Below are 11,816 nucleotides of genomic sequence, written 5' to 3' on the forward strand. Positions count from 1 at the left end.
CTACTCCTTGGCGACGCGTTTCATGTCCGCATCCATCATCATGCGGATCAAGGTATCCAGGTCGGTTTTCGGCTTCCAGCCCAGCACGCGCTGAGCCTTGGCCGGATTGCCGAGCAGCACTTCAACTTCGGCCGGGCGGAAAAACGCCGGGTCGATCTTCACGTAATCGCGGTAGTTGAGGCCGACGTGATCGAAGGCGATGCGGCACATCTCGCGCACCGTGGTGGTGACGCCAGTGGCAACCACGAAATCGTCAGGCTTGTCCTGTTGCAGCATCAGCCACATGGCTTCGACGTAATCGCCGGCAAAACCCCAGTCGCGTTTCGCATCGATGTTGCCCAGCGCCAGCTCCTGCTGTTTGCCTTGCTTGATGCGAGCAGCGGCGTCGGTGACCTTGCGGGTGACGAACTCAATGCCACGCAGGGGCGATTCATGGTTGAAGAGGATGCCGCTGCTGGCGTGCAGGTTGAAGCTTTCGCGATAGTTGACGGTGATCCAGTGGCCGTAGAGCTTGGCCACGCCGTACGGGCTGCGCGGATAGAACGGGGTGTTCTCATCCTGCTGCTCAGCCTGAATCAGGCCGAACATTTCGCTGGTCGAGGCCTGATAGAAGCGCGTGTGCGGGCTGAACTGACGGATCGCTTCGAGCAAGTGCGTGACGCCCAGGCCATCAACGATGCCGGTGGTCACCGGTTGATCCCAGGAGGCGGCAACAAAACTTTGCGCGGCGAGGTTATAGACTTCGTCCGGCGCCGATTTGATGACCGCGCGCTGTACCGAGCAGGCATCGGCCATGTCGCCGTCGAGATAAGCGATGTCGGCTTCGACACCCATCTCGCGCAGGCGCCAGCGCGAATCGCTGCTGCGTCGTGCGACCAGGCCATGAACCTTGTAGCCCTTGTCGAGCAACAGTTTCGCCAGATAAGCGCCGTCCTGGCCGGTGATCCCTGTGATCAGTGCACTTTTAGTCATTCTTGTTTTACTCGCTTCTCCCAGTCGGACAGGATCGCCCGCAGGGATTGTTGTGTGGTGATGTCAGGCGTCCATCCTGTGGTTTTGGTCAGCCGTTCATGGCTGCCGCAAACGCGACGCTGATCGGCGCGTCGCATACGTGCCGGATCCTGAACCAGTTGCATGGTTACTTCGGCCAGATCGGCCAGTTGTTCAATCAGACTGCGGATGCTCTGCTCCCGCCCCGAGCAGATGTTGTAAACCTGTCCTGCCTGGCCCTTTTCCAGCAACGCGAAATACGCCGAGACCACGTCGCCAACATCGAGAAAATCGCGGCTGACGTCAATATCGCCGACTTCCAGTTGCGGCGCTTGCAGACCTTGCTTGATGCGAATGATCTGTCGCGCCGCGCTGGCGATGACAAAACTGTCTTTCTGCCCGCTGCCGATGTGGTTGAACGGCCGCGCGACCAGTACCGGCCAGCCCTCACTCAAACCCCATTGCAGGCTGAGAAACTCGGCCGAGATTTTGCTCACCGCGTACGGGTTGCGCGGGCAGGGCGCTTGTTGTTCGGTGATTGGCAGATCGTTCTCGCTGACCTGACCGTAAACGTCGCCAGAGCTGACATACAGAAAGGTGCCCTGAAAACCACGGGCCTTGAGGGCCTGTAACAGGTTGAGGGTGCCGAGCAGATTGATGTCGAAGGTGCGGGCCGGGTCGCGGAAGGCTTCGGGGACGAATGTCTGGCCAGCCAGATGAATGACCGCGTCAGGCATGTGCGGCCACAGGTCGATGAGGCTGTGCGGATCCGTCAGGTCGAAACGTGAGGCCGCAGGCAGCAGTTCCCACGCAGCGTCGGGCGAGGCCAAACGTGACTGAATATGTTGTCCAACGAATCCACTGAGACCCGTGACGAACAGACGCTTTTTCAAACAGCGACCCCTTGGTCTTGGTTTTCGCAGCACTTCCTACAGGCTTTAGAGAAGGGTCTGTCAGATCGGTTGGAAAATCCGCTAAGACGACAGGCGAAAACGTTGTTGTAGTTATTTGCTGTCAATCTGTGCCAATTGCCGAGCAATTTCAACCGGCCAAACCGTGACCGGTCAGTTCTCGTCAGCGTAGCCAAATTTATTCTCGCCGGGCGGTTCACGAATCCTTGATGGATGTGTTTAGAATGCCCCTCGCCGCCATTCTTCAAAGTTTGTCGCAAGGGTCGCGAGCCAGAGTGAAACCAACCACTAAAACAAGAACGAAGACGTCTCCCATGACGAAGGACGAAGGCCGGTAAAACCGATTCGATCCGACGCTTGGCCGTCATAGCATGAGACTGCCGGGATGGTGGTTTCATCGTGGAATGCCATGAATTTCATTCTTTACTCGGACGTCAACGACCGCTCCATCAGCCAGAGTCTTGGGCGTCCCGAATACAGCTATTACTTCGTGCTCAAGGCCTATCGCCCTGTGCTGGAAAGCCTTGGGCGGGTGCATGTCGTGGCATCGGCGGCTGAAGTCGATCCGCTGTATCGACACCTGCAAGAGGCTGGTGAAGAGTGTCTGTTTCTTTCGTTCTCGCCACCGCATAAAACCCCGACTGACCTGCAATGCCCGACGGTGTGCGTGATCGCGTGGGAGTATGACTCGATCCCTTCCGAGTGCCACCCCGATGATCCCCGCCAGGACTGGAGCCAGACGCTGGCGCGGCATGGCCGGGTGATCACGCTGTCCAGCCACACGGCCGAAGCGATCCGCCGCACCTTGGGTGAAGACTTTCCTGTACTGGTTCTGCCCACGCCATTGTGGGAAGGTTTTGCCGCTGTGCGTCAGCAATTTCCGCCCGCAGCGGTGAACGCCGGAGCGACGTTGCAGATCAAGGGTTGCATCATCGACAGCCGCGCTCTGGGGTTGTCTGCCGACGGTCTGATCGCCCCCATTCACAACGAGCAGGAACTGGAAACCCGTGGTCTGGCCGAGCCGGTCGAGGAGATGCCGGCAGAGCCTGAGCCACCTCCCGAGCTGACCCCGCGCCGTCGGGCATTCATCACCAGGCATTATCTGCGTGAAGGCGTTCGAGCTTTCACCCGTCCTTCCGAGCATCGGCCGCTGTTTCTGCTCAAGCACAACCTGCTGATGTGGTATCGCGAAGCCGTCAGCGATTTATTGCCCGATGCGCTGCGCCAAAAGCTTTCCGGTCTGCGTACGCCGGCCCCCGAGCCCTTGCCTCTGGCGACGACGGTCGCGCAAGCCATGGAGCAAGTCGAACATCCTCAAGCGGTGTTGCCCGATACCAGCGAGTACGCACAGATCGACGTCAGTGGCGTGGTCTACGTGAGCGTGTTCAACCCTGATGACGGGCGCAAGAACTGGCATCACTTGATCACGGCATTCTGCTGGGCCATGCGCGATGTCGAAGACGCGACGCTGGTGCTGAAAATCACCCAGAACGACCTGTCGAGTTACTACGTTCATCTGATCACGTTGCTGTCGCAACTCTCGCCCTTTGCCTGCCGCGTGGTGGTCATGCATGGCTATCTGGAAGACGAGGAATTCGCCCGGTTGTATGGCGCGGCGAGTTTCTATGTCAACGCGTCACGCTGCGAAGGGTTGTGCCTGCCGTTGATGGAATTCATGTCGTGCGCCCGTCCGGTGATCGCGCCAAACCACACGGCCATGCGCGATTACATCGACGAGAAAGTCGGGTTCATTGTCAAGTCCAGCCGCGAGCCGACCATCTGGCCGGAGGACGTGCGGATTCTGTATCGCACGCTGCGCCATCGCCCGGACTGGGGCTCGTTGAAAACCGCTTACGAGGACAGCTACGCGATGGCTAAAAATCATCCGCAGGCTTACCAGACCATGGCCGCCGCCGCTGATCAGCGTATGCACGATTACTGCGGATTCGCGCCTGTGCAGCAGCGCCTGGCAGCGTTTCTCGGGCTGACACCTGTCCGTGACGTCGCTTCGCAGCCAATCGAAGCGGGGGCTGCCTCATGCTGATCATCATTCATTCGGAAACCAACAAGAGCAATATCCAGCAAAACCTCGGCCGGCCCGAGTACAGCTATTACTTCGTGCTCAAGGAATTCCGCCCGGTGCTGGAACGCATCGGTCAGGTCATCGAGGTAAGTAATCCCGACGAATTGGTCGATCGCCTGTATTTCGATTGCCTGAGCCGTGGCGAAGCATGTGTTTACCTGTCGTTCTCGCCGCCGCATCGCACGCCGATTCATTATGCATGCCCGACCATTCCGGTATTTGCCTGGGAATTCAGTACCATTCCGACCGAGAGCTGGCAGGGTGAACCGCGCCATGACTGGCGTGTGGTGCTGGAGGCCTGCGGCAGGGCGATCACCCATTCGACGTTCACGGTCAATACCGTGCGCGATGTGATGGGGGCCGATTATCCGGTGTGTGCAATCCCTGCGCCGGTGTGGGATCGCTTCGCTGCGCGTGGTCAGTCATTGAGCAAAAGCTCAGTGGTGGAAAACGTGCAGTTGAACTTGCGAGGTCTGTTGATCGACAGCCGCACCGTCGACTTGCGGCCGTATGGCCCAAGCGAGCTGCAAGAGGGGACGCCGATGTCGTTCAGCGGTCCACCGCAGGATTGCACGGTGCAACTTGAGGGCGTGGTCTACACCTCGGTGTTCAATCCCTATGACGGGCGCAAGAATTGGCATGACATGATCAGTGCATTCTGCAGCACTTTTCGTGACGTGCCCGATGCAACGCTGGTGCTGAAACTCACCCACCATGACATCGCCAATGCGCTGTACGACATGGTGCATCATCTCTACAAGAATCAGACGTACCAATGCCGGATCGTGTTGATCCACGGCTATCTGGCTGATGTTGATTATGAAGCGCTGGTGCAGGCCACCAGTTACGTGGTCAACAGCTCCTACGGCGAAGGGCAGTGCCTGCCGTTGATGGAATTCATGTCGTGCGGCAAACCGGCGATTGCACCGCTGAACACGGCAATGGCCGATTACATCGACAGCGATTGTGCGTTCATCGTCGATTTCACTGAAGAGCTCACGGCCTGGCCGCACGATCCCCGCGCGGCGTATCGGACGATGCGCTACATGACCGACTGGGATTCGCTGTGTACGGCCTATCGCGCCAGCTATGACGTGGCGAAAACCGATGGTCAGCGCTACGCCAGAATGTCGGCCCACGCCGTCAGCAATCTGCAGCGTTTTTGCAGTCAGGACAACACCGAACAGCGTTTGCGGGCATTTTTTGAACAACGTCTGCAATCGGCTCAGACGCCTCCTGCACAAGTCTCGCGCGCATGATTCGGCGACTGCTCGCACGATGGTTACCCGCGCCCCCACCGATGCCCGAGCCTGCGCCGCTCCCCAGCGTTTCGCCTGCTGATGTCGGTTTGCATGACGCCGTGCTCGACGGCTGGTTTTTAGGCGCCTCGGGCGAATTGCTCAAAGGTTTTGCAATCACGGCGGATGACACGCTGCTCGACGTTGGTTGCGGCGAAGGCGTGGCAACATTGTTCGCTGTCCGTCAGGGCGCCTCGGTGATTTTCACTGACAGTGAACACCACAAGGTGCGCGATCTTGCCCGGCAGGTCGACGCGCAAAGCCATCAACTGAACCTGGGCCTGGTCAGCAACAGCCTGCCGCTGCCATTGGCCGATGGCTGCGCCAGCAAAGTGGTGTGCATGGAAGTGCTGGAGCACATCGACCACCCGGAACCGTTCATGGCCGAATTGGTGCGCATGGGGCGCCCCGGCGCGCAATACCTGCTCAGCGTACCGGCACCGGTGGGTGAGCATTTGCAGAAGGGCATCGCCCCGGCCAGCTATTACCAATCGCCCAATCATGTGCAGATTTTTACCGCGGAGCGTTTCGCCGCATTGGTAGAGGACGCGGGTCTGGTAATCGAGCATCGCCAGGCCAATGGATTTTTCTGGGTGATGGGGATGATTTTTTTCTGGGCGAGCGAGCGCGCGGCCGGCAGAGATCCCGGCGGCGCGGTGCGTGATCGTATTCAGGCGCCGTATCCACCGTTGATGGAAAGCTGGGCCCGCACCTGGCAAGACCTGCTGGCCCAGCCCGATGGCCATGCGATCAAACAGACCCTCGATCAATTGATGCCGAAAAGTCAGGTCATCATCGCCCGCAAACCTCTGGATGCAGGGCGCACGTCATGACCGGCAAACGGATCATGGCCATCGAAAAATTGCGCGCCATCGCTGTGCCGGGCGTTTTGTTCCATCACTTGCCAGGCAACCGGTTCGCCGATGCCAGCCGATCCTCTGGAGCGTTTTCATGCTGCAACTTTTGAAAAAATTATTGCCGACAGCACCGGCTCCAGTTGCCGAGCCGCCTGCCGCTGTGATCCCCGAGAAAAAAGATTCTTACATGGTCGGCCTGCACGATGCGGTGCTCAGCGGCTGGTACACAGAGGCGACCGGCGAGCTGTTCAAAGGTTTTGTGGTGAGCCCTGACGACGTATTGCTCGACGTCGGCTGCGGTGATGGCGGCAATGTGCATTTCTGCGGCATGCGCGGGGCGAAGATCATCATCGCCGACATCGACGCGGCCAAGGTCGAAGCGACCCGCCAGCGCCTGAGCGACACGCCGGCGCGCGATATCGAATGCCATGTCACTGACTGCAATCCGTTACCGATTGCCGACGCCACAGCAACGCGGGTGGTTTCCACCGAAGTGATCGAGCATGTCGATGACCCGGCGCAATTTCTTTCTGAACTGGTACGGGTCGGCAAGCCGGGTGCCATGTACCTGCTGAGCGTGCCGCATTCAAGTTCCGAAAACCTGCAAATAGGCATCGCCGCCGATGAGTATTTCCAGAAGCCCAACCACATTCGGATCATCAGCGAAGAGCAGTTCAAGACGATGGTCAGCGATGCCGGGCTGGAGATCATCAGCCACAGCCAGCACGGGTTTTACTGGTCGGTGTGGATGCTGTTGTTCTGGGAAGCCAAGGTTGATTTGAACAACCCGGATCATCCGTTGCTCAATCACTGGGCGGATACCTGGCAGGCGTTGCTCAGCTCGCCACGTGGTGCGCAGATCAAACAGGCGCTGGACTCGGTGATTGCCAAAAGCCAGATCATCATTGCCCGTAAACCCGGAGTACCTCTGTAGGAGCTGCGGCACGCTGCGATCTTTTGATCTTGATTTTAAAAAACAGGATTAAAAGATCGCAGCCTCGTTTCACTCGACAGCTCCTACAGGGTTTTTGTGTAACCTTGCAGCCTTGTGGTGTTCGGGGGTTGGAAGGTATGCGGTTTATTGTCGGTCTGTTCTTGGGCATCTTGCTTGTGGGTTGCAAGCAGCAAGACGCGCCACCCCTCGACCAACAACTCTACATCTGGCAACGCCAATGGACGCCAGCCCATGAGTCGGCGTTGCGCGACAGCCACAATGATTTCTCGACGCTGCGCGTGTTAGCCCTGCAAGCCTTCCCGAATGCCGGATGGAGCCGCGCGCGAATCGATGCGCCGTTGTTGAAAGCCGATGGCCGTGCGTTGATCGCGGTGATTCGTCTCGATGGCCAACTCAAGTCGCTGGATCAGGATCAGGTCACTGCACAGATTCTCCAAGTGCTCGCCGATTGGCAGGCGCAAGGCTTGACGCTGAGCGGCGTCGAGATTGATCACGACGCCGGTAATGCGCGGTTACCGGCCTACGCTGAATTCCTCAAACAGCTGCGCTCGGCATTGCCGAAAGAAATCCCGCTGAGCATCACTGCACTGCCAGCCTGGCTCGACAGCGCGCAATTGCCGACACTCCTGCAAACCGTCGACAGCAGCGTGCTGCAAGTCCATGCGGTCAGCGATCCGCGTCGAGGGCTGTTCGATTCTGATCAGGCATTGAAGTGGGCGAAGGCCTGGGCGCGGATCACCGACAAACCTTTTTATCTCGCGCTGCCGGCCTACGGTGTCGCGCTGTTGCCGGACGACGGTGGGGCGCCGCTGGTGGAAAGTGAGGTGCAGCTTGAGCGCGGTGGCGAGCGTCAGGAACTGCTCGCCGATCCGCTGCAATTGAGCCAACTCGGCAAGACCCTTCGTGAAGGCCCGCCGGCGCATCTGGCCGGGTTGATCTGGTTTCGCTTGCCGCTGGCCAATGATCGCCGCGCCTGGAGCCTGACCACGTTGCGCGCGGTTGCCCGAGGCGATCAACTCGTCAGCCAGCTCGGCGTGACGTTCAGCGAAAACGATGGTCTCTACGACATCAAACTCGACAACCCCGGCAACCTCGACAGTGCCTGGCCCGCGCAAATCACCTTGAAGGCGCAAAGCTGCGAAGGCGCCGATGCGCTCGCCGGTTATGCATTGCAACAAGGCCCGGATCTGCTTACCTTCACCCGCCTGCACGACGGCCGATTGCCGGCGGGCGGACAACGCGCCATCGGTTGGGCGCGTTGCGCACATATTGATCAAGGAGGTTCGCATGTTGACCCGTAACTGGCCCCGCCATCTGCTCTGCCTGAGCCTCTGCTTGCCATTGGGCTCGGCGCTGGCCTGCGGCCCGGACTTCCCGATGCGCCTGCTCGACAATCGCGGGCAAACCCTGGCGGATCTGCCGGAGGGCAACTTCAACTTCGAACTCAGCCGCCTCGGCAAAGCCATTGCCGGGCTGAAGAACGTCACGGCGGCGACGCACAATCCCAACGACCTGTACGGCGAAGAAAACGCAGCCGCCGACGCGCGCGATAAGGCTGAACAGCTGGGTTTGAGCGCCGATCAGCAAACGCTGGTCAAGCAACTGCGCGGCCTGACCGATGCCCATCAGGTCGAAGTGCAGGGCGCCAGCCTGCCGGCAGAAATCCGCTTGTACGTGGCCGGCGCGGTCGCATTTGCCACGGGCGATCATCAACTCGCCGTCGAGTATTTCAACAAGTTGCTGGCGTTGCCGGCAGATCAGCGTCCGTTGCGCAGCACCTGGGCTGCGTATTCTCTCGGGCGCACGTTGTTCGCCATGAGCAGCGAAGCCGGGGATAAGGTCGTCGCGCTGGAGCGATCGCGTGATGCGTTCCGTCAGGCTCGGCAACTGAGCATCGACGGTTTCAGCGATCCGTTGGAGCTGGGTGTCGCCAGCCTCGGCGAAGAGGCGCGAGTGGTGCGCGCCGCTGGCGACTGGAACGGCGCCATCGAATTGTATGAAGCGCAGAACCTGCACGGTTCTGCCGTGGGTTACACCTCGCTCAAGCAATTGATGAATGAGTTGGCGGAATTGCCCGAGGCCGAACTGGCCGAGTTGCTTCAGCACACATCGGTGCAGCAACTGGTCACGGCTTCGTTGGTCAGCCGTCAGGGCTGGTCGTTTGGCGACGAACCGCCGAACGAGAAGAAACTGGTGAAGCTGCTGCAAAACAGCACCCGTGGCAGCCTGGAAAATGCTGATCGTCTGGCAGCGATGAGTTATCAACAGGGCGATTACGCCGGTGCCAAAGCTTTTCTCGAAAATGCCGGCGACGGCGGACTCGCGTGGTGGCTGCGCGCGAAACTGGCGGTGCGTGACGGCGACAAAAATGCCGCCGCCGCAGCCTATTCGAAAGCCGCGCAGGCCTTCCCGCAGAAAGAAGATTGGGGTTATCGCCGCACGCCGGACTGGGCGTACGAAAGCCTGCAGCCGAAATGCCGGGTCGAAGGCGAAAGCGCGATTCTCGCCTTGCAGCGCGGCGAATACCTGCAAGCGTTCGTGCAGTTGTATCGCAGCAACAGCACCTATTGGTTCGATGCGGCGACCGTGGCCGAACGTGTGCTGACGGTCGAAGAGCTGAAAAAATACGTCGACGATAACGTCCCGGCACCGCCCGCACTGACTCAACAGGAGCGCGACAACTACGTGCCGCTGCCGGTCGCCGCCAGCCTGCGCAATCTGCTCGGTCGGCGCTTGCTGCGCGAAGGGCATTACGCCGAAGCGGTCGCGTATTTCGACAATTCCGACCTGCAAAACAAGGCGCGGCTCTACGGTGAGCAACGCTTGAAAGCCGATTCCGCATGGTGGCCGACCAAGCGTGCCAGTGCGCTGTACAACGCCGCGTGGACGGCGCGCGAGTGGGGCATGGACATCCTCGGTTACGAGATGGCCCCGGATTACGCCACGTTCGGCGGCAACTTCAGCCTGGAAACCACCGAGCTGACAGTCGGCCCGCTGGTCAGCGAAGCCGAAGTGCAGCGCCAGAAGGCCAGCGAAGCGAAACCGGATCAGCGCTATCACTACCGTTTCGTCGCCACCGAATTGGCCAGCCGCGCCGCCGACAACCTGCCGCACACCAGCCAGGCATTTGCTGCCGTGCTGTGCAACGCGGCGGGTTGGAACAGCAGCCTCGAAGAGCAGAGCGTGCTGTATCAGCGTTACATCAAGGAAGGCCCGTACGTGTTGTGGGCGGTGGATTTCGGCAATCAGTGCCCGTACCCGGATTTCGAAAACGCCGACAAGCGTTACGTCACCCAGGTCACGGACTCCGTACGCACGACGCTGCGACCATACAAGTGGCCGGTGCAGGTTGGCGCGATTGTCTTGGTCACGGCCGCCGCGTTGCTGTTGATCAGCCGTCGTCAGCGCAAGGCCCGCAAAGGCTAAGCCTGCTGGACGAAGGTCAGGCGCACGGCGAAACCGATCAACAGGCTGCCGAACAACCATTGCTGCACCCGTTGCGCCGTTGGACTGTGTTGCAGCCAACGGCCCAGCGCGGCGCCGGTCAGCGCATAGGCGCTGTCGAACAGCAGACCGACGCCGACCAGCAGCGCACCGAGCTGGGCGAACTGGCTCAGCACCGGCGCGCCGTCGGCGACGATGAACTGCGGCAACAGCACCGAGCAGAACAACAGGGCTTTAGGGTTGAGCAGGTTGGTCAGCAAACCTCGGCGGATCGCTGCGCGCCATTGGCCGTGGCTATCGGCAGTTTCACCTGTCGTCAGGTTCGGCAGCAGTGTGCTGCGCAGGCATTGAATGCCGATCCACAGCAGATACGCCGCACCGGCGAGCCGCACCACTTCGAACGTCCACGGCGCTGCTTTGAATAGCGCCGCCAGCCCCAACGCCGCCAATGCCACATGACAACCTCGGGCAATCGCCAGGCCTATCGCCGTGGCTAATGCGGCGCCGCGGCCCTGACGCGCCCCAGTTTGCAGGAGCAGGATCATGTCTGGGCCGGGCAGCAGAAAAACCACCGCCAATGCCAGGAAAAACAGCCAGAGACTCGCCACGGTTCAGTCCTTTCGTTGTCGATTCGGTAGCGCCAGTCTAGGGCTGAAGGGCGGGGCAGGTGCTTGCGTAGTCGGCTTCAAAAGCTTCTGCAATTGGCATAACCTGCTAGCTTTATGCGCGATAACTATTGGGATCTGCCAAACATGAAACTGGATGCCTTCGACCGCAAAATCCTCGCCGCCCTGCAACGGGACGGGCGCCTGAGCAACGTCGAGCTGGCGGATGAAATCGGCTTGTCGGCATCGCCGTGTTTGCGCCGGGTGCGCATGCTGGAAGAGGCGGGGGTGATTCGCGGCTATCAGGCCAATCTTGATCGCGATGAAGTCGGGTTGGGGCTGACGGTGTTTGTCGGGGTCAAGGTCGAACGCCACAACGACGAACAGGCCGAGGCGTTTTATGCGGCGGTGACGGCGCTGCCGGAGGTGATATCGGCGTTTCTGGTGTCGGGGGAATCGGATTTTCTGCTGCAAGTGGTGGTGCCGGATCTGCGCGCGTATGACCGCTTTCTCAGCGGCTGCCTGTTGAAGTTGCCGGGGGTGAGTGACATCCGCAGCAACTTTGCGATTCACACGGTGAAGACACCGGGGGCTTTGCCTTTGGGACATCTTCCGACCTGACAAGCAAAGATCGCAGCCTTCGGCAGCTCCTACAGGGGGCGCATCTCATGTA

The 11,816-nt window shown here is 60.0% G+C and carries 11 protein-coding genes; 8 read left to right on the forward strand and 3 right to left on the reverse strand.

Annotated elements, in window-relative coordinates; all coding sequences use genetic code 11:
• Both gmd and ACIOMO_RS15295 read right to left on the reverse strand, forming a co-directional pair.
• A complete protein-coding gene (gene gmd / locus ACIOMO_RS15290) occupies positions 1-972 on the reverse strand; it encodes a GDP-mannose 4,6-dehydratase (protein WP_401241743.1) in 972 nt (323 codons plus the stop codon).
• Entirely contained in the window at positions 969-1,883 is a 915-nt protein-coding gene (locus tag ACIOMO_RS15295) for a GDP-mannose 4,6-dehydratase (RefSeq protein WP_212545415.1), read from the reverse strand. The genes gmd and ACIOMO_RS15295 overlap by 4 nt, the downstream gene beginning before the upstream one ends.
• A gap of 427 nt (positions 1,884-2,310) precedes the next feature.
• On the opposite strand from ACIOMO_RS15295, the gene ACIOMO_RS15300 reads away from it, so the two are divergent.
• The 7 genes from ACIOMO_RS15300 to ACIOMO_RS15330 all read left to right on the forward strand — a co-directional run bounded on the left by ACIOMO_RS15300 (position 2,311) and on the right by ACIOMO_RS15330 (position 10,520).
• Entirely contained in the window at positions 2,311-3,945 is a 1,635-nt protein-coding gene (locus ACIOMO_RS15300; RefSeq protein ID WP_401241746.1) for a glycosyltransferase, read from the forward strand.
• On the forward strand, positions 3,939-5,243 hold the full coding sequence (locus tag ACIOMO_RS15305; protein WP_401241749.1) for a glycosyltransferase family 1 protein: 1,305 nt from the start codon (positions 3,939-3,941) through the stop codon (positions 5,241-5,243). Before ACIOMO_RS15300 ends, ACIOMO_RS15305 begins: the two co-directional genes overlap by 7 nt.
• Positions 5,240-6,115 carry a class I SAM-dependent methyltransferase gene (locus ACIOMO_RS15310; protein ID WP_400648238.1) on the forward strand — a complete coding sequence of 292 codons (876 nt, stop codon included), beginning with the start codon at positions 5,240-5,242 and terminating at the stop codon, positions 6,113-6,115. Before ACIOMO_RS15305 ends, ACIOMO_RS15310 begins: the two co-directional genes overlap by 4 nt.
• Complete coding sequence (locus ACIOMO_RS15315; RefSeq protein WP_159813270.1) at positions 6,112-6,249, forward strand: hypothetical protein; 138 nt, start codon at positions 6,112-6,114, stop codon at positions 6,247-6,249. Before ACIOMO_RS15310 ends, ACIOMO_RS15315 begins: the two co-directional genes overlap by 4 nt.
• Positions 6,234-7,073 carry a class I SAM-dependent methyltransferase gene (locus tag ACIOMO_RS15320; protein ID WP_053125253.1) on the forward strand — a complete coding sequence of 280 codons (840 nt, stop codon included), beginning with the start codon at positions 6,234-6,236 and terminating at the stop codon, positions 7,071-7,073. Before ACIOMO_RS15315 ends, ACIOMO_RS15320 begins: the two co-directional genes overlap by 16 nt.
• A gap of 137 nt (positions 7,074-7,210) precedes the next feature.
• Positions 7,211-8,395: a DUF3142 domain-containing protein gene (locus ACIOMO_RS15325; protein ID WP_401241752.1), complete on the forward strand. Its 1,185-nt coding sequence runs from the start codon at positions 7,211-7,213 to the stop codon at positions 8,393-8,395.
• On the forward strand, positions 8,382-10,520 hold the full coding sequence (locus ACIOMO_RS15330) for a hypothetical protein (RefSeq protein WP_401241755.1): 2,139 nt from the start codon (positions 8,382-8,384) through the stop codon (positions 10,518-10,520). Before ACIOMO_RS15325 ends, ACIOMO_RS15330 begins: the two co-directional genes overlap by 14 nt.
• Here ACIOMO_RS15330 and ACIOMO_RS15335 read toward each other — a convergent pair.
• On the reverse strand, positions 10,517-11,146 hold the full coding sequence (locus ACIOMO_RS15335) for a LysE family translocator (protein ID WP_401241758.1): 630 nt from the start codon (positions 11,144-11,146) through the stop codon (positions 10,517-10,519). The genes ACIOMO_RS15330 and ACIOMO_RS15335 overlap by 4 nt on opposite strands.
• A 144-nt stretch (positions 11,147-11,290) precedes the next feature.
• Here ACIOMO_RS15335 and ACIOMO_RS15340 point away from each other — a divergent pair, with 144 nt between their 5' ends.
• Complete coding sequence (locus ACIOMO_RS15340) at positions 11,291-11,764, forward strand: Lrp/AsnC family transcriptional regulator (RefSeq protein ID WP_159813241.1); 474 nt, start codon at positions 11,291-11,293, stop codon at positions 11,762-11,764.
• Positions 11,765-11,816: the final 52 nt, after the last annotated feature.

It is taken from the genome of Pseudomonas sp. NPDC087804 (assembly GCF_044742965.1).
Taxonomy (GTDB): domain Bacteria; phylum Pseudomonadota; class Gammaproteobacteria; order Pseudomonadales; family Pseudomonadaceae; genus Aquipseudomonas; species Aquipseudomonas rustica.

Coding starts and splice junctions, on each gene's coding strand:
- gmd (WP_401241743.1), bottom strand. CDS start 972: ATGACTAAAAGTGCACTGATCACAGGGATCACCGGCCAGGACGGCGCT.
- ACIOMO_RS15300 (WP_401241746.1), top strand. CDS start 2,311: ATGAATTTCATTCTTTACTCGGACGTCAACGACCGCTCCATCAGCCAG.
- ACIOMO_RS15305 (WP_401241749.1), top strand. CDS start 3,939: ATGCTGATCATCATTCATTCGGAAACCAACAAGAGCAATATCCAGCAA.
- ACIOMO_RS15310 (WP_400648238.1), top strand. CDS start 5,240: ATGATTCGGCGACTGCTCGCACGATGGTTACCCGCGCCCCCACCGATG.
- ACIOMO_RS15315 (WP_159813270.1), top strand. CDS start 6,112: ATGACCGGCAAACGGATCATGGCCATCGAAAAATTGCGCGCCATCGCT.
- ACIOMO_RS15320 (WP_053125253.1), top strand. CDS start 6,234: ATGCTGCAACTTTTGAAAAAATTATTGCCGACAGCACCGGCTCCAGTT.
- ACIOMO_RS15325 (WP_401241752.1), top strand. CDS start 7,211: ATGCGGTTTATTGTCGGTCTGTTCTTGGGCATCTTGCTTGTGGGTTGC.
- ACIOMO_RS15330 (WP_401241755.1), top strand. CDS start 8,382: ATGTTGACCCGTAACTGGCCCCGCCATCTGCTCTGCCTGAGCCTCTGC.
- ACIOMO_RS15340 (WP_159813241.1), top strand. CDS start 11,291: ATGAAACTGGATGCCTTCGACCGCAAAATCCTCGCCGCCCTGCAACGG.